General features: G+C 34.0%; 19 protein-coding genes and 2 tRNA genes. 8 read left to right on the top strand and 13 right to left on the bottom strand.

Annotated features, from left to right (window positions below; genetic code table 11):
- Positions 1–32: 32 nt before the first annotated feature.
- Both ABWU86_RS03400 and ABWU86_RS03405 read right to left on the bottom strand, forming a co-directional pair.
- The gene (locus ABWU86_RS03400; protein ID WP_353321423.1) at positions 33–902 is read right to left on the bottom strand and encodes a mechanosensitive ion channel family protein; all 870 of its coding nucleotides are present in this window, start codon (positions 900–902) and stop codon (positions 33–35) included.
- Between the two features lie 59 nt (positions 903–961).
- Positions 962–1828 (bottom strand): mechanosensitive ion channel family protein, encoded by an 867-nt coding sequence (locus ABWU86_RS03405; RefSeq protein ID WP_353321425.1) that lies wholly within the window; start codon positions 1826–1828, stop codon positions 962–964.
- Between the two features lie 400 nt (positions 1829–2228).
- On the opposite strand from ABWU86_RS03405, the gene ABWU86_RS03410 reads away from it, so the two are divergent.
- Positions 2229–2783, top strand: a complete 555-nt coding sequence (locus ABWU86_RS03410) for a TetR/AcrR family transcriptional regulator (protein WP_353321427.1) — start codon at positions 2229–2231, stop codon at positions 2781–2783.
- Between the two features lie 50 nt (positions 2784–2833).
- Here ABWU86_RS03410 and ABWU86_RS03415 read toward each other — a convergent pair whose 3' ends face one another.
- On the bottom strand, positions 2834–4747 hold the full coding sequence (locus ABWU86_RS03415; protein WP_353321429.1) for an ABC transporter ATP-binding protein/permease: 1914 nt from the start codon (positions 4745–4747) through the stop codon (positions 2834–2836).
- Between the two features lie 221 nt (positions 4748–4968).
- Between ABWU86_RS03415 and ABWU86_RS03420 the strand changes: the two genes are divergently transcribed.
- Positions 4969–6000 (top strand): GH25 family lysozyme, encoded by a 1032-nt coding sequence (locus ABWU86_RS03420; RefSeq protein ID WP_293793908.1) that lies wholly within the window; start codon positions 4969–4971, stop codon positions 5998–6000.
- Positions 6001–6198: 198 nt separating this feature from the next.
- Here ABWU86_RS03420 and ABWU86_RS03425 read toward each other — a convergent pair.
- The 3 genes from ABWU86_RS03425 to ABWU86_RS03435 all read right to left on the bottom strand — a co-directional run bounded on the left by ABWU86_RS03425 (position 6199) and on the right by ABWU86_RS03435 (position 7475).
- Positions 6199–6270 (bottom strand) — tRNA-Asn (locus ABWU86_RS03425).
- 127 nt (positions 6271–6397) lie between these two features.
- Positions 6398–6469: transfer RNA gene (locus ABWU86_RS03430), tRNA-Asn, on the bottom strand.
- 259 nt (positions 6470–6728) lie between these two features.
- The gene (locus tag ABWU86_RS03435; protein WP_293793907.1) at positions 6729–7475 is read right to left on the bottom strand and encodes an SGNH/GDSL hydrolase family protein; all 747 of its coding nucleotides are present in this window, start codon (positions 7473–7475) and stop codon (positions 6729–6731) included.
- A gap of 411 nt (positions 7476–7886) precedes the next feature.
- Between ABWU86_RS03435 and ABWU86_RS03440 the strand changes: the two genes are divergently transcribed.
- The 4 genes from ABWU86_RS03440 (at position 7887) to ABWU86_RS03455 (ending at position 11729) form a co-directional block, all read left to right on the top strand.
- On the top strand, positions 7887–9248 hold the full coding sequence (locus ABWU86_RS03440; RefSeq protein ID WP_293793905.1) for an FAD-dependent oxidoreductase: 1362 nt from the start codon (positions 7887–7889) through the stop codon (positions 9246–9248).
- Between the two features lie 117 nt (positions 9249–9365).
- On the top strand, positions 9366–9959 hold the full coding sequence (locus ABWU86_RS03445) for a TetR/AcrR family transcriptional regulator (protein ID WP_353321432.1): 594 nt from the start codon (positions 9366–9368) through the stop codon (positions 9957–9959).
- A gap of 4 nt (positions 9960–9963) precedes the next feature.
- Complete coding sequence (locus ABWU86_RS03450) at positions 9964–11031, top strand: ABC transporter permease (protein ID WP_293793903.1); 1068 nt, start codon at positions 9964–9966, stop codon at positions 11029–11031.
- A gap of 2 nt (positions 11032–11033) precedes the next feature.
- Complete coding sequence (locus ABWU86_RS03455; RefSeq protein WP_293793901.1) at positions 11034–11729, top strand: ABC transporter ATP-binding protein; 696 nt, start codon at positions 11034–11036, stop codon at positions 11727–11729.
- Positions 11730–11759: 30 nt separating this feature from the next.
- On the opposite strand, the gene ABWU86_RS03460 is transcribed toward ABWU86_RS03455, so the two are convergent.
- From ABWU86_RS03460 to ABWU86_RS03470, 3 genes are all read right to left on the bottom strand, one after another.
- Positions 11760–12215: a hypothetical protein gene (locus ABWU86_RS03460; protein WP_293793900.1), complete on the bottom strand. Its 456-nt coding sequence runs from the start codon at positions 12213–12215 to the stop codon at positions 11760–11762.
- 114 nt (positions 12216–12329) lie between these two features.
- Positions 12330–13220: a metal ABC transporter solute-binding protein, Zn/Mn family gene (locus ABWU86_RS03465; RefSeq protein WP_353321436.1), complete on the bottom strand. Its 891-nt coding sequence runs from the start codon at positions 13218–13220 to the stop codon at positions 12330–12332.
- 91 nt (positions 13221–13311) lie between these two features.
- Entirely contained in the window at positions 13312–13593 is a 282-nt protein-coding gene (locus ABWU86_RS03470) for an ArsR/SmtB family transcription factor (RefSeq protein WP_187291409.1), read from the bottom strand.
- A gap of 174 nt (positions 13594–13767) precedes the next feature.
- Between ABWU86_RS03470 and ABWU86_RS03475 the strand changes: the two genes are divergently transcribed.
- Both ABWU86_RS03475 and ABWU86_RS03480 read left to right on the top strand, forming a co-directional pair.
- Positions 13768–14475 (top strand): glycerophosphodiester phosphodiesterase family protein, encoded by a 708-nt coding sequence (locus tag ABWU86_RS03475; RefSeq protein ID WP_293793898.1) that lies wholly within the window; start codon positions 13768–13770, stop codon positions 14473–14475.
- A gap of 42 nt (positions 14476–14517) precedes the next feature.
- Positions 14518–15213: a GPP34 family phosphoprotein gene (locus tag ABWU86_RS03480; protein ID WP_293793897.1), complete on the top strand. Its 696-nt coding sequence runs from the start codon at positions 14518–14520 to the stop codon at positions 15211–15213.
- Positions 15214–15245: 32 nt separating this feature from the next.
- Here the strand turns inward: ABWU86_RS03480 and ABWU86_RS03485 are convergent, their stop codons facing one another.
- Genes ABWU86_RS03485 through ABWU86_RS03500 form a run of 4 tightly spaced genes read right to left on the bottom strand, consistent with a single transcriptional unit; the run spans position 15246 to position 16455 of the window.
- On the bottom strand, positions 15246–15488 hold the full coding sequence (locus ABWU86_RS03485) for a hypothetical protein (RefSeq protein WP_293793896.1): 243 nt from the start codon (positions 15486–15488) through the stop codon (positions 15246–15248).
- A gap of 14 nt (positions 15489–15502) precedes the next feature.
- A complete protein-coding gene (locus tag ABWU86_RS03490; RefSeq protein WP_293793895.1) occupies positions 15503–15727 on the bottom strand; it encodes a hypothetical protein in 225 nt (74 codons plus the stop codon).
- A 15-nt stretch (positions 15728–15742) separates the two neighbouring features.
- Positions 15743–15970, bottom strand: a complete 228-nt coding sequence (locus ABWU86_RS03495; protein ID WP_293793893.1) for a hypothetical protein — start codon at positions 15968–15970, stop codon at positions 15743–15745.
- A gap of 50 nt (positions 15971–16020) precedes the next feature.
- Positions 16021–16455, bottom strand: coding sequence for an ACT domain-containing protein (locus tag ABWU86_RS03500; RefSeq protein ID WP_293793941.1), 435 nt, complete (start codon positions 16453–16455; stop codon positions 16021–16023).
- Positions 16456–16683 lie beyond the last annotated feature (228 nt).

Here is a 16683-nt window from a genome sequence, read left to right on the forward strand (position 1 = left end):
GGATGTGTAACGATTAAATCTTAATTAACCCTTTATTTTTGGGGGATAGGTGTAATTAATTTATTATTTGGTAAAGTAATTCCAGCATCATTAATTGCTTCTAAGTATAATTGAAGGAATTTGAATTGAACGGTAAATTTAGCGGTGTCTTTACATGGAATCCATTCCTTAACTGCTATAGTGCCATCACCTAAATCAACAGTTCCTAATAGTTGGGGTTCATCGATGATGCCGTCGGTAATTGGAATGTTTTTGGCGTTCACTTCTTTAACGATATCAATGATTTGTTGAATTGGGCTATTAGGGTTAACACGAATGTTAATTTCAGCCTTCAAACGATCTTTAGACATGTTACATATGTTAGTGATATATCTATTTGGAACGAAGTTTAGCGAGTCATCAACTCCGCGAATTTGAGTAGAACGAAGCCCAATTTCTTCAACGGTTCCAGTGATGGTATCTAAAACAACGAAATCACCAACGTCAATTTGATGTTCGAATAAAATGAAAAATCCAGTGATGATGTCGTTAGCCAAACCTTGGGCACCTAAACCTAATGCCACTGTTAACAAACCTGCTCCTGCTAGCAGTGAACCGACAGGAATACCAATGACGGTTAGGACTGAATATAGCCAGAAAAATTCCAAAATATAATTAAACGTATTGGTAGCAATTGATTTCAATGTGCCTTCACGCTTTGGACCAATTTTCTTTTCCTTTTGTAAATATTTACCGAATAAATGATTTACTAATGATTGACCAATTAATTTGATAATTAAAAAGAAGATTGAAACTAAAACTAAATCGATAATGATAAATGTTAAGTTATGAAGAATGTGTCCCCAGTTAAAACTATCCACGTATTGTTTCAAGATGCTGGGATTAGTTGCTAATTTAAACATATAAAAACTTCCTTTCGAATATTGATAGTAAAAAACGCCCGAAAGAGGGCGTTGAGACTTTATTTAGAAATATCAGCGATAACTTTGTTGTTTGGTAATCTAATACCGGCTTTTTGAATTGCTTCTAAGTATAGTTGTAAGTATTCAAATTGTACATCAAAGCGGGCTTCGTCGGTAGTAGGGATGTATTCTTTAACGGCAATAGTCCCGTCGCCCATATCAACTGTTCCTAATAATTGAGGATCTTCGATAATCCCCTTAGTCTTTGGAACATATTCTGCGTTAATTTGTTTGATGATATTAATTACTTCAGTAATTGGAGTATCAGGGTTAACACGAATGTTGATTTCGGCCTTCATGCGATCCTTAGACATATTACAAATATTAGTGATATATCGGTTGGGAATGAAGTTTAATGCATCGTTATTGCTTCTTATTTTAGTGGTTCTTAGACCTATTTCAGAAACAGTACCAGTAACATCTCCGATTGTTACGTAATCACCAATGTTAATTTGCTTTTCAAATAAGATGAAGAACCCATTGATAATATCGTTGGCCAAACCTTGAGCACCTAAACCAATTGCTACAGAAAATAAACCAGCCCCAGCTAATAGGGTTCCGATTGGTACACCGATGAATGTTAAAACTGAATAAATCCAAAAGAACACCAAAATGTACATGTAGGCATTAGTGGATAATGAATGAAGGGTTTTAAGCCTATTTTCTGCTACGCCAGTTTGTTTTTTTGCGTAGTTATTGAATAAGTGATTGATCACTTTCTTTCCAATGGATTTTAAAATTAAAAAGAAAATGGAAATTAAAATAATATCAATCACAATATTAGTAATGTTATGTAGAATCTCGTCCCAATTAAAGCTTAAAAAGTATCTTTTAATAAAGCCGGGATTAGCTGCAACTGTCAACATAATCGACACTCCTTACTATTATTATTGTTATATTAATATCCTAACATCACATTAAGTGTTATAACAGTTATAGGATGTTTTCTTAATAAAATGTTAAGGTCTTATCTGATTAAATTGATGATAGAATGAACAATATAAAGTGACTATCAACGTAATAAGAAACTATAATTACAATTGCTGATACTAAGAAACAAAAAATATCCATTTTAATAGGAAGTTTTAGATAAATTCTTCGCAAGATAATTGATAAAAATGTGAGTAATGACAAGATACCCACTAAAAATAAAATTAAACCAGACATTAATTCAACGTCTAACATTTAAAACATCTCTTTTCTATTGATGTTTTTATCATACCACGGTCCATACATGATTTAATAAATAATGGAGGATATTGAATTTTGAAATATGAAAAGAAACGCCAATTAACGCAAGATAAAATCATAAAAGCATTTGTTTCCATTGCTAGAGAAAAAGGCGTTGCATCTGTCACAGTCAGTGACATTATTAAACGAGCTGAAGTAAATCGTAGTACTTTTTATCGCCACTACATCGATAAATTTGACTTGATTGAAAAAGTCGAGGACGGCGTGATTGAACAAATTAGAAACGCGAATGAATTTTTCCAAGAAACTGATGTTGAACATATAGATACTGCTGCCGGTAAATTTGTATATAGTTTTTTAACTGTAATTGAAGAAAATCAGCCCATCTTAAGTGTTTTAATAAGTGAAAAAGGGGAAATCCAATTTGCAATTAAACTGCTCCAATTTTTTAATGAACTAGTTGAGTCAACAACAGAAGTATTTAGTGAAGAAATGGATCCGAAGAAAAGAAAACTATTCGCGGCATATAATTCTGCAACCGCATTAGGGGTTATTATTTTTTGGATTCACCATTTTGAAGACTATGATAAAGAATATGTGTATGATTTCTTAATGCACCGAGGGTATTAAAAAAACACGCTATTTTAAATAGCGTGTTTTTTGTATTGGGGGACATTTAATTATTCAGCGCTTAAACTTTCGATAGGATCTAGTTTAGCACCCTTGTTTGATGGAAGAATTGATGCAAGTAAGTTAATAATAACAGCAATTACAATTCCGAAAATAGCATTTCCTGCAGTTACTTGAATAATTGAGTAATCAATCATTCCATGAACAGCTGAGTTAATTCCAAATTGAATTAGGTAGGAAAGAACCACAGCTGATACTGATGAGAAGATACCTAGGAATAGAGCTTGGCTAACGAATAACATTCTGATGTTACCCTTAGTAGCACCTAAAGCACGTAAAATCCCGATTTCTTTAGTTCTTTCAGCAACACTGATGTATAGAACAACGATAATCATGATTGCTGAAACTAATAGAGAAATTCCAGCAATGGCAGCCAATACGTATACAGCAAGGTTAATGTAAGTGTTCAATGTTGAAACAATCGCACCAGCCCCTTGGATGCTGTATAACTTCTTACCATCAGCTGATAGGGCTTTAATTCTGTTTTGAACTGGGGTTACGTTGCTTACACCACCTGAAATGTTAACGTTTAAGAAGTTTAGTTCAATCTTAATACCGTTAGCAGATAAGGCTTTTCCTAAAGTGGTGTAACCAATAATACTGATAGGACTTTGTGAATCAGCGATTCCCGAAACCTTAAGGTTAGTAGTGATTGGGTATGGTTTACCATCCTTCATAGCGTTGAATGTTACTTGGATAGTTTTACCAACTAATGCGTAAGGGTTGTTTTTATTGAACGACTTAGCAGTAGTTTTAGTGATTAAAATTTCACCATCTTTAGGAGTAGTTCCTCGTTTGATGTTGTCAGTGTTAATAGTAGCAATGCTTGAAGTCATGTATGCAACTTGCGCTGACTTTTTACCATCTTTAACTTGGACACCGCTTGAAGCGTATGCTTTGTCGACAGATTTAACACCTTTGACGTCTGATAAACGGCTTACATCAACATCTTTAAATGATGAATGATCATTTGTGTTTTTGTGAGAAATTTGAATACTGTTAGGATTTACTTGTGAGTAAATTTCGTGATTAATGTAACCGCGAATCCCATTACCTAGCCCTAACATGAAGACCACTGAGAAAATCCCGATTAAACCACCAAAGATGATTAAAAGGTTTCGCTTGGAGTTGTACTTAATGTTATCCCAGGTCATCTTAACAATTGACTTGAATGATAGTGTCTTTGATTCTAGAGTTTCTTCTTTGCTTTCAGCATATTTTTCACGAAGAGTACGATCTTCGTCAATTTTACCGTCAGTCATGTGAACAACACGAGTTCCGTAATCAGCAACTTTTTCAGAGTGGGTAACAGTTAAAACTAATTTACCTTCTTTAGCGATGTTGTCTAAGATTTGTAGGATTTCAGTTGTGTTTTCTGGATCCAATGCACCAGTTGGTTCATCTGCGATTAACATTTCTGGATCGCCAGCTAAAGCACGGGCGATTGATACACGTTGTTTTTGACCACCAGATAACTGGTTGGGGAATTTGTTCATGTGATCTTCTAGACCCACTTTAGCTAATAGTTCCTTTGCACGAGCAACTTGTTCTTTCTTTGAAAGATTAGTCATTTCTAGTGGTACTAATACGTTATCCAAAATAGTTAAGTGACTAATTAAGTTGAAACTTTGGAAAATGAATCCAATGGTTTTACGACGGTATTCGTCTAGTTGTTTGTCAGTATCATGTCTTAACGATTCACCATTTAGTAAAACATCACCAGAGTATTTACTATCTAAACCACCGATAATGTTCATTAAAGTGGATTTACCTCCACCAGATTCTCCTAAGATGGATACCATTTCACCTTTTTCAAAAGATAAATCGATTCCTTTTAAAACTTTAAATTCATCTTTGCCAAGGTAGTATGATTTTTCGATATTTTTTAATTCTAAGAATGACATGTTTTTCACTCCTTATTCATAATTATTTTATTTGTAATGACTATTATAGGGATGATTTTGATATAAACAATCATCAAAATGAGTAAAAGTGTTGCATTTTGTCATTAAATCCTTAAGAAAAGGTTAAATTGTCATAATTTGTAATATTCCTATATCATTCTTGAAATATTTGGCAGTTATACTGCAGGTATATAACCAGTTAGAAATAGGAGTGTGGTATATTGATTAAGTTTAAATCAATATTGATGATGTTGATCACTTCAATCGGACTATCAGGAGCCGTCGTTGCAATGGGTAGCTATGCTACAGCGCACGCAGCAAGCACTGATAATGTTTACGATTTGTCAGAATGGCAAGGAAAATTAAGCGACAACAAAGCCAAGAAGTTAAGTAACGAAGTACCATTTGTTATTTTAAGAGTTCAATATGGTACAAGACATTATGATAAGACTTTTAATCATAATAAAGCGATGTTAGAAAAATATGGTGTTCCATATGGAGTATATTCATATAGTAGATATACATCAAATGCTAGTGCTGCTAGAGAAGCTCGTGATTTATATTACAGAGCACCAAATGCTAAGTTTTATGTAAATGACTTCGAGTCTACTCATTTAGGTCGTAGCACAGCAAGAGCTGCTACCTTAAAATGGGTGCAAACCCTACGTCCATTAGTTGGTAACAAAAAGATTTTATTCTATTCTTACCAAAGTTTCATGAAGACTTACGCTAAATCAGCACTTAGTTCATACGATGGTTACTGGTTAGCTGCTTATACCAGACATGAACCTTCAGTTAGTCATGTTTTATGGCAATACACTGATCGTTATTATTCTGCAGCCTTAAATAAAAAGGTTGATGCAAGTAAAATGAGACAAGATCAAAGTTGGTTTATCGGGGATGTGATTGTAAAAGCAAATAACTCCACTAATTCAACACCAACTACTCAAGTTCAATCACAACCATCAGCTCCAACTACTACTACAACTACATCAACAAATACTTCATCAAGTAGTACTCCTGCCATCCAAAAGATGGATACTAAGGTTATGACAATTGCTGCTAATGCAATGGATTCAATTTATGGTGATAATCAGGCAACATTACCAGTTGATAACACTATTAATTACCAAGGCAAACAATTCGCGATTGTTGCTCAATCTAAGTACAACGGCAAGACTTACTATGAAGCTACATCCGTATATAGCGGAGGCGTGGTTGGATGGATCCCTGCTGATGCATTCAATAAATAATAAGCAAATTAAAAGCATGGCAATGAGCCATGCTTTTTTAATGCCAAAAATTTAGCTCAGTAAAAAACAAAAGAACTTAGCGGGATAGCTAAGTTCTTTTGTTATGTGGAATTATAGATAATTATGAATAAAAATATGGAAAAGCAATTTGCTTTATTAGTTAACATTGGGATAAAGCTAACTTGGGATTTCTCCCAACTGCTCTAGCTGGACTCGAACCAGCAACCATCGCATTAACAGTGCGCTATTCTACCATTGAACCATAGAGCAATAAATAAAGGGGTGTTAATAATTCGAACTGATTTTCTATTGAAAAGGGGTTGAATATCAGTTCCTGCAATTAGAAAGATACCGTATCGTTAACATCTCTAATTATGTTGAGTGAATAATCACTCAACTGCTCCGGCTGGACTCGAACCAGCAACCATCGCATTAACAGTGCGCTATTCTACCATTGAACCACGGAGCAAAAATGAGAGAAAAATGTGAGTAGTCATTTTTCTTATAAAACTAATAACATAAAAATTATGCAGTTAATATGTGCTACCAAATCAACGTTTGAGGGTTAATTTGGTAAAAATGTAACTTGATGCTATGTCTTTGTCATTGACTATAATAATACACTATTATTAAAAAAATACAACCTTTTTTCATCAAATTTTAATAAAAATAAAAATATGTTGACAAAACACCTTTATATTAAGGTTTATCGTCGACATATTTTTTGGTTATTCTATCATTTGATCTAATTCTTTTACGAAAATAGGAGTCCAACCATAACGATATCCAGCACATGTAGGGTGAGTATCATCTAACATGAAGCTAGGATTTTCTTCGTTCATTTTCTTTAAAGTCTTATTGTTCCAAATATCAATAATTGCGAAGTGCCATTTCTTTTGTAGTTCGAATAATTTATCTCTTAGAAATTCGTAACCAGGTTCTGGTTTTCTCAAACAAGTATAGAAGACTAATGGGCAATCCCATTCTTCTTGGACAGTCGCAGCGATGTATTCGATTGCGCCGATTGTAGTTTGGGTATCGAAGTCATTAGGGTCATATGACTTACTGATGTTGCCTATGTCGATACCATTTCTTTGATCGTTAGTAGATAGTTGGCAGGTGAATAAGTCATAGTGAGCGTCTTGGCTCAAATTCTTTTTCATTCGACTTACGTAAGAATTGTCATTAATATCCGCTAAAGTAGTTCCGCTAACGGCTTCTTTAATTGCGTGAACGCCATGTTCAACGCGTAAGAAGTCAACAAAAGAAACACCTTTAGAAGCTAACCCAGCAGTTACAGATGAACCTAAGAAAACAATTTTTTTACCGTTAAGGTTGCCATCAACAAAGAAATCACGAGAGGGTCTATAGATTTCACTGTTAGCTTTTCTAATATCAATGCTTTTTTTAGATACCTTCATTAAGGCAGCACCTGCCGCTGTAACTAATGCAGTTTTAATAAACCCGTATTTCAATGAGCTTAACTCCCTTTCAATTATTATCTATAACCAATTTTACTAGCATTTTGGGTGCGTAACAATTAATCGTGGGAAACTTAATCAATATTTAAACATTTATATCAATCCTTAACATTTCTATTAAAAAGTTTGTGATAAAAGTAGATAACTGATCATATTTATCGGAATAAAACATTCTTTTTAAGGGAAGTATAAAAATCAATTTCTAGAATTAATAGGAATATTATTATATGAAGAAAGTGATTTTAATTTATTGTGTGAAAAGATTAAAAAAGTTTTAGTATTTTGTAAATATTGCTTGCTAAATAATCGGGCAAAAGGTAAAATATTGGTTGTAAAGTAATGTGATAAATATCACAAAGTTAAATTATAGAAATATTATATAAAAATTATTAGGAGGCCACACTAATGAAAGTTATCGTAGTCGGTTCTTCACACGGTGGATACGAAGCCGTTCGTGGAATGCTTTTAGAAAACCCAGAAGCAGAAATTCAATGGTATGAAAGAGGAGATTTCATCTCATTTTTATCATGTGGTATGGAATTATACCTAGAAGGTACTGTAAAGGATGTAAACACAGTTGCATATGAAACTGTAGAAAACGCTGAAAAAGATGGTGTACATGTATTTGTACAACAAGAAATTGCAAGTATTGATGAAAAGAACAAATCAGTTCATGTTAAGAACTTAGCTGATGGTTCAGAACGTGATGAAAGCTACGATAAGCTAATCTTAGCTATTGGTGCTACTCCTCGTCGTTTAGACATTCCTGGTAAAGACCTAGAAAACCTATACGCTATGCGTGGTCGTAACTGGGCAATCAAGCTAAAACAAAAGATGGTAGATCCTGACCTAAAACACGTTTTTGTTATCGGTTCAGGTTACATTGGAATCGAAGCTGCTGAAGCTTTTGCTAAAGCAGGTAAGGAAGTTACTATTGTAGACCACAATCCTCGTCTATTAGGTAACTACCTAGATTCAGAATTTACTGATAAATTAACTCAAGAATTCAAAGAAAACGGTGTTAACTTCGTTGGTAGCGTAAACGTTGCTGAATTCGTTGGCGAAGACGGTAAAGTTAAAGCTGTTAAGACTGACCAAGGTACTTTTGATGCTGAATTAGTTGTTGAAACTGCTGGGGTTATTCCAAACACTTCATTAGTAGAAGGTTTATTAGACCTAGATGAACGTGGTCGTATCAAGATTGACGAACACCAAGAAACTAGTGTTAAAGATATTTACGCTGTTGGGGATGCAACTAAGGTTCCATATGCACCAACTGGTGAATTATCATCAATTGCTTTAGCATCAAACGCTCGTCGTCAAGGACGTACTGCTGCTGCTAACGCTGCTGGAAGAGAATTAAAGATGACTGCCGTTTCAGGTTCATCAGCACTTTCAGTATTTAACTACCACTTTGCTTCAACTGGTGTTAAACAAGACACTCAAGAAAAATGTGGTGTTACTAACGCTCAATCAGTATTAGTAGAAGACTGGGCAGTTCCAGCATTCGTTTCAGAAGAAGCTGGAAATGCTAAGGTTTACTTCAAGATTACATTTGATCCAACTGATGGTCGTATCCTTGGTGGTCAAATCATGTCAACTAGAGATGTGACTGCAAACATTAACACTATCTCATTTGCAATCCAACAAAAAGCTACAGTTTATGACTTAGCTTACGCTGACTTCTTCTTCCAACCTGGATTCGATCGTCCATGGAACATTATGAATGATGCAGCTCAAGAAGCCGTAAGACAACTTAACAAGTAATTTTAAAAAGATGGAATGATTTCCATCTTTTTTTGTGCACATATATTGACACCGTGTCACCTAGGCTGTAATATATTAAAAATGACACGATGTCACTTAGTCGAAAAGGAGAAAAGAATGCCAACAACAACGTTTTTAAACTTAAATGAAGATAAACAAAATCAAATCTTTCACGCTTTGATTAAGGAGTTTTCTCAATATCGATTAATGGAGGCGCAAGTAGCCAGAATCATTAATGACTGCTCAATCGCTCGTGGTTCATTCTATAAATATTTTGAAGATATTCATGATAGTTATCGCTATGCTTTAAAAAGAGTCTTGAAAGAAGTTCACTTTGATGTTTTCCAACAAATCAGAGCCGAAAAGCAAAATTCACTACAAGCTTTTTATGATGCAACCACTTCTTTTATTGAAGATTTGAAAGGAACCCAATATGAATTTTTTTATCAAAAGTACGTTGTCTATAATCAGTTTGAGTTAAAGCATAAGGAATACGATTATCGCAAAATGCCTGAAGAATATTTAGTGCTGTTAGTTGATGGGAGACCAGTAAGTGATAAAGAACAAATTATCATCACTTACAAATGGGCAACTAGTGCCGCACATGAAACAATTAGAAATGTACTCAGTGGTGGTAACCAAGAACAGTTATTCAGTGACTTCGCTAGTCTTTTGAAATTATTGAATAAGGGATTAAGAAATAGGGGATAGTAGGATGTTTTTATCAATTCAAGAAATTAAAAAGAATAAATTAAGATACAGTTTAATTTGTTTAGTAATTATCATGATTGCATACTTAATCTTTATTTTGACTGCATTAGCCAACGGGTTAAGCAATGCTAATCGTCAAGCAATCGATTCTTGGAACGCAGAAAAAATCGTTTTAAATGCTGATGCGAATGGATTATTAGATCAATCGACAATTACCAAAAAACAAGCTAAGCAATATCCAACTAACAAACGTGCCGACATTACGCAAATGAGTGCGAATGCCCAAACACTTAAGGATGATAACAAGGTTGGTTCACAAATTATTGGTTTAAATAGAAATCAATTCATTTATAAAGATTTAAAAATTACTTCAGGTCGCACATTTAAACATGCGTATGAAGTGGTTGTCGATGATAGTTTAATCTCACAAGACCATTATCGTTTGGGCGAAAAAATTAAGTTTAGTAGTAATGGTCACCAATTTAAAATCGTGGGAACAGTTAAAAATAATCAATTAAATGTTGCACCAGTAATTTATGCGAGCGCACAAAATGTGCAATCAGAAAAGTTTGGCAAAAACGATCAAGCGATGATTAGTGCAATTATTTACAGAAATGACCCTAAGAAGACGGTTAGTGGGACTCAAGTAATGGGAATGGAAGATTTCATTCAAGACATTCCGGGATACAGTGCGCAAAATTCAACTTTTGAATTTATGATTGTCTTCTTGCTACTAATTACACTAGTAGTGATTTCAATCTTCTTATATGTATTAACAATGCAAAAAATACCATATTTCGCAGTAATGAAGGTACAAGGGGTATCCAACTTCTACCTTGCAATGAATGTCATCTCAAATGCACTTATTTTGGCTGTTGGTGGTGTCGCAATTAGTGCACTACTAACATTCCTAACTGCAATTTCAATGCCAGCTGCTGTACCAATGACATTCGATCCTGCATTAATGATATTTGTATCGATTATGATTATTTTAATGTCAATCATTGGAGCATTAATTCCAATGAGAACGGTCACTAAGATTGACCCAGCAACTGCAATGGGAGGGATTTAATAATGGCTACAATTGAATTAAATAACGTCAATAAAGTTTTTGGTGTCGACGAAGCTGCTACTAAAGCGTTAAGCAATATTAATTTTTCTGCTAATAAGGGTGAAGTTATCGCTATTACCGGACCATCTGGTTCGGGGAAATCAACTTTCATGAAAATTTTAGGTGGTATTCTTTCTGCCACTAGTGGTGAAATTATGATTGATGGTGCTAACTATGGGGACATGAACGCTAAACAACAAAGTCGCTTCAGATTAGACCACATCGGGTTTATCTTACAAGCATACAACTTATTACCTTACCTAAAGGTCAAAGATCAATTTAGACTAGTGGATAAAGTTAAAAAGTCAGGGAATTTGACCGTTGATGAATGTAAACAATTAGTCGCTCAATTGAAAGTGACTGATTTAATGAACAAATACCCAGATGAACTTTCTGGTGGGCAACAACAAAGAGTGGCGATTTTAAGAGCGCTTTACACTAACCCAGACATTATCTTAGCGGATGAACCCACTGCTGCTTTAGATGGTCAAATGGCGATTAAATCAATGGAAGTATTACAAGAACTAGCGCATAAACAAAATAAGACAGTCATCGTGATTACCCATGACGCTAGATTATTGAGTTATGTTGATAAAAACTATCGAATCGTAGATGGACAAGGTGAATTCATCGATACTGATGATGCAGTTTTAGTATAAAAAAGAAGATAGGCACAATGCCTATCTTCTTTATTTTTGATGTTGTTGTTCAACGTGATTAGTAATATCGTTGTAGAAACGTTGTTCTAGTGAAGAAGAACCAGAACTCTTGAATGCTTGCCAACTACCGACTAAATCAATGCTGAAGATGGTGATTTTATCATCAACTAAAAATTCTTTTTCTAACGTAGATTTTAAATCTTTAACGATTTCTTTAGTACGATCTAAGACTTCGAATTCTTTTTCGTTAATGAATGAAGATTCGAATTCTTTTTGGTACTTGTTTAAGAAGTTACTCATTACTTCTTGTAGTTCTTCATCGTATTTTTCGATGAATTTACGTTTACCATCTTCGAATTTATGGAAACCATCATCAACTAGAAATGATAATTTAAACCATTCAGTATATCCGTCTCTGGAATCCTTGTAACTTAAATCAGGATCGTTAAATTCATTAAACATTTCATTTACTAGTGCAATTGCCATGATGGTTAAACTCCCTATTCTGAATAGTATTTTATATCTACATTATATACTAATATTTTCTCCAAATGACTTCAAATAAAAAAACATTTATCCAAATAGATAAATGTTTTTCAATTACTTTTTGTTTTGAATAGCTTGAATTTCTTTATATTGGTTTTGCATCCATGAGATGTAAGTTGGTTCATCACTTGGTTTAGTTTCAGTCACAGAGACTACTGGCACATTGTTTTGCTTAGCTAGTTTAACTAAGTTAGTGACAGTCTTGCTGTTAACTTGCTTGTTATATACGAAGAAAGCTAATTTATGGTCTTTAATATCGTTTTGAATTTCACGAATACTCTTAGGGGATGGATCGTTATCCTTTTCAGTGGCTTCTTCAAATGATTTATCAGAAACGGTGTAGCCCATGTTAGATAGTGAATAATCAAAAACTGGTTCTGAAACGGCTACCGGCTTGTTGATTTTATTCTTCTTGATGTCAGCAAGTTGAGTGTTGAGTACTTTTAGCTTATCGATGTATGCTTTGACGTTATTTTCGAAATCTTTTTTGTGATTAGGTTGTAACTTGGCAAACTTAGCAGCTAATTCGTTGGCTAATTTTTCCATGGTAGCAACGTTGTACCAGATGTGTGGATTATCACCGGTCTTTTTACCCATTAGGCTACCAACGTTGATTGAATCAACATTTTTGTTACTACCTAATAGCTTTTGTGCCCATGAGTCGTAACCTAAACCATTATAGATAACTAAGTTAGCTTGGTAGACGTTCTTAGCATCTGAACTGGCAGGGTTAAAATCATGTGGATCAATGTTAGGGTTATTGATGATTGAAGTTACTTTACCGTATTTTCCTAAAACATTTTTGGCAACTTCGCCATAGAAGTTAACTGATGAAGTGACGTGGATACTCTTCTTAGCATCGTTCTTGCTGGCTGAACATCCAGTTAAGATTAAGACGAATGTCGCGATGAAGACGATCAAACTAAGCGCTTTAATTTTTTTCATAATTTCCTCCAAATAAAAAATATATCTAATTCTGTTATATAACAAATATAGTTATATAACTAAAATAGATATATGTCAAGAATAAACCTTTTTAATCGTTAATATGTGTTTTTAATGTTGCTAGTAGTTGTGAAACATGGTTATCGCTAAGTTGATAAATGCGTTCTTGGCCATCTTTTTGGCTGTAAACTAAGTTAGCATCAGCTAATATTTTTAGATGACGAGAAATATTAGGTTGAGAAGTTTCAAAGTAATTCATTAAGTTGGAGACATTACTTTGTTGATTATCTTCTAAGTAATAGAGGATTTGAATTCGTAGTGAATTATCCAATGCCTTAGTAATCATATGTAGTTTTTTGTCATTTATGATCATAATTTCCTCCGCGTTAGTTGATATATAAATTATAACGTTAAACGCTTGAAAAGAAAAATTATTCCAATAAATATTTACTATAAAATAAACGCTAATTAATTGAGTAATTATATTGCAAAATAAAAAAATAGATTTATTATTAATGGAGAGGAAACAAAAGGGGGATATTTTAAAATGAAAACATTGGTTTTTGGTCATCGAGGGGTACCAGATTTGTATCCAGAAAATTCACTACAAGGATTTCGTTATGCGCTGTACCATCACATTGATGGACTAGAATTTGATGTTCATTTAACAAAAGATAATATCCCAGTCGTTATTCATGATGAACGCATTGATCGTACCACGGACGGACGTGGCTTGGTTAATAGCTATACTTATGAAGAATTATCACAATTTTCACTTGAAAATTATGAACGCATTCCTAAGTTAGAAGAATTATTAGCACTAATTGAAGGACGCGACGTATTAGTTAACCTAGAATTTAAAACTGATAAAATTCATTACCCTAATATCGAAAAAATCGTTGTCGATATGGTAAGCAAATTTGAATTGTTACACCCAGTGATTTATTCATCATTTAATTTGTCATCAGTCAAAATTGTCCAACAACTAGTAGATGACGCGCAATTTGCATATCTAACTGACCGCAGAGTGGATAATCCAAAGGAATTCTTGTTAACTAATCACTTGGATGCATTGCATCTTCAATTTTTCCAACCAGATATCGAAAACAAAGAAAGAGTGTGGACAGTTAACGGATCACTACGTTTACGTTTCTTAATTAAACACGGTGTGGCGGCTGTCATTACTAATAATTTTGAACGCGCAATGAAGATTCGACAAAGCGTTGCAAATAAAAAGGTTAACAAAAAAAGATAAGAAGTGTTAGAATACTTTTATTCTACTCATGGAGGCTATACAATGGCACTTACAACTGCTGAAATGTATTTTTTAATTACCAGTAAGTCCAAAGATAGTCGTGTAATGTTGAAAAACGTACGTCTACGCGCCTATTTAGTAGACAGTTGTTTATTAGATTTAGCAGCTGCTGGAGTAATTAAATTAAATGAAGATAACCGCATTGAAATCATTGATGCATTACCACATAAACTATATTTCTTAAATTCATTTATGGATTTAATTGAAAGAAATAAAGATGCTGATGTGGACACAATGATTGCGAAGTTATTGCAAAATGTCGATGTAATGAAACATACTTACATGGCATTAGGTGAACAATTCTTTGAAGGTGGACACGTGCTAGAAAAGAAAAAGGGATTAGTGCATAAGGTGAGAACCTTCGTCCCTAAGTCACAAACTAACCAAGATATTATTGATGAAATCTATGATCAAATGATGGGTTCTGCACCAATGACAGTAAATGTATACTGTTTGGCTAAGATGTTAACCATTAGTCGTCAATTGAAGTTATGCTTCAAGAGTCGTGAACGTCGTGCAATTGCGTTACGCATGGCACATTTAATGGAACATCCAGAATTCGCTCATATTCAAGACTTGATTGATGAATTTGGTGTTCACATGCGTAAAGTGTCAGCACTAGTCGCAAAAGAACAACCAGCATCATATATGAATCGAACTAAAATTAATACAATTTAAAAGACCCAGCCAAAATGGCTGAGTCTTTTTTGTTATCCTTTGAATTCTAAAATGAACTCTTTATCGTTAGTCTGTTTGATTTTAATATTCCAAAGTGGTGTAAATACGATCCCATCATCGTATTCAACTACTAGTTGTGCATCGTCATATGCTTTGCCGCCCGCATTTTCAGCTAAGTATTTTACAAATAAGATGGCGTCTCTTTTTTGATCAAAAAAGGGTAGCATATGCTCTTGGTAGTAGATGGTGTAACCATGAAAAGTGATTTGAGGCATTGAATTCTCCTAGTTTAAAAGTCAGATTTTAGTTCGTAATGTGTTGCATCGATTTCTTCAATGGAAACATAGTCGCCACCATTGGGATGAAACGTTAATTCGTCGTTATCGATGTCGACGGCTAGCAATAAATCGCTGCCAGCTATGAATGCCAGTCTTTCGTTACTTTTGTCGAAATAACCGTCAATTTGATTATCGTCGTATCTCAAATGGTACTGTCTGATTTGAACTTCTCTCATTTAGCTCTCCTTGCCCTAAACGGGTTGGTATTCGTTGGCGATGATGTGGTATGTCTTATCATCGGCTTTTTTAATGGTAACGCCATATTGTGGTAGCAATACAAGACGTTCATTTTTGAATCTAATTTTGATTCTAACTTCACCATCTAACATAAAAAAGGTTAACCCTTCGTCGTTGTTGGTATAAGTAGAATGGTCAGGATTAAACAAAAAAGTGTAATCCATAAATTGCAATTTATCCATTGTAATTTCCTCTCTATTTATTAGACATGATGTTAACATGTTATGTCTAATTACTCAACGGCGATTAGGTTAACCTTGTTGGTGCCATCAATTTCATTGATATCATTCATTAAGTCATCGACTGAACTGTCAATATTACTTAGTTCTAATGAAATCACGACGCTGGCTGAATCGTTAATCGGAATGTTTTGGTTAATAGTTAAAATGTTGGCGCCACGATGTGAAATCGCGTTTAACACTTGGGATAAAATCCCACTCTTATGATCTAGTAGAAAAGAGATAACTGCTTTGCGTTGCCATGAAGATTGTTGGGCTTCATATACATAATCTTTATATTTATAGTAACTGGCACGACTGATACCAACTGCTTTAACGGCCTCACTAACATTCTTAACTTCACCGTTGTCAATCATCTTACGAGCTTCAATTACTTTCCCAAAAGCTTCAGGTAATAAAGAGTCATCGACAATATAATATTTACTAATTGTCATCACCGCCTAGTTCATTATTTCTACGTTTTTAATTTTTAAATCAATTCTAACATTATTTACAATTTTATCACGATTATTCTATAAGTTGCCAACCATCGATAGTGTATATAAGACATTAATATATATTAGGTAATAATATGATTTTTATTTCTTGAATGACATTTACTATATTGTTAATTATGAAGTATGGTTCATGTTTTTTTACCAGCTATATTATCTCTG

The organism is Apilactobacillus pseudapinorum (assembly GCF_040369555.1).
In the GTDB taxonomy this organism is placed as follows: Bacteria; Bacillota; Bacilli; order Lactobacillales; family Lactobacillaceae; genus Apilactobacillus.

Coding starts and splice junctions, on each gene's coding strand:
- ABWU86_RS03400 (WP_353321423.1), bottom strand. CDS start 902: ATGTTTAAATTAGCAACTAATCCCAGCATCTTGAAACAATACGTGGAT.
- ABWU86_RS03405 (WP_353321425.1), bottom strand. CDS start 1,828: ATGTTGACAGTTGCAGCTAATCCCGGCTTTATTAAAAGATACTTTTTA.
- ABWU86_RS03415 (WP_353321429.1), bottom strand. CDS start 4,747: ATGTCATTCTTAGAATTAAAAAATATCGAAAAATCATACTACCTTGGC.
- ABWU86_RS03440 (WP_293793905.1), top strand. CDS start 7,887: ATGAAAGTTATCGTAGTCGGTTCTTCACACGGTGGATACGAAGCCGTT.
- ABWU86_RS03445 (WP_353321432.1), top strand. CDS start 9,366: ATGCCAACAACAACGTTTTTAAACTTAAATGAAGATAAACAAAATCAA.
- ABWU86_RS03450 (WP_293793903.1), top strand. CDS start 9,964: ATGTTTTTATCAATTCAAGAAATTAAAAAGAATAAATTAAGATACAGT.
- ABWU86_RS03455 (WP_293793901.1), top strand. CDS start 11,034: ATGGCTACAATTGAATTAAATAACGTCAATAAAGTTTTTGGTGTCGAC.
- ABWU86_RS03460 (WP_293793900.1), bottom strand. CDS start 12,215: ATGGCAATTGCACTAGTAAATGAAATGTTTAATGAATTTAACGATCCT.
- ABWU86_RS03465 (WP_353321436.1), bottom strand. CDS start 13,220: ATGAAAAAAATTAAAGCGCTTAGTTTGATCGTCTTCATCGCGACATTC.
- ABWU86_RS03470 (WP_187291409.1), bottom strand. CDS start 13,593: ATGATCATAAATGACAAAAAACTACATATGATTACTAAGGCATTGGAT.
- ABWU86_RS03475 (WP_293793898.1), top strand. CDS start 13,768: ATGAAAACATTGGTTTTTGGTCATCGAGGGGTACCAGATTTGTATCCA.
- ABWU86_RS03480 (WP_293793897.1), top strand. CDS start 14,518: ATGGCACTTACAACTGCTGAAATGTATTTTTTAATTACCAGTAAGTCC.
- ABWU86_RS03485 (WP_293793896.1), bottom strand. CDS start 15,488: ATGCCTCAAATCACTTTTCATGGTTACACCATCTACTACCAAGAGCAT.
- ABWU86_RS03490 (WP_293793895.1), bottom strand. CDS start 15,727: ATGAGAGAAGTTCAAATCAGACAGTACCATTTGAGATACGACGATAAT.
- ABWU86_RS03495 (WP_293793893.1), bottom strand. CDS start 15,970: ATGGATAAATTGCAATTTATGGATTACACTTTTTTGTTTAATCCTGAC.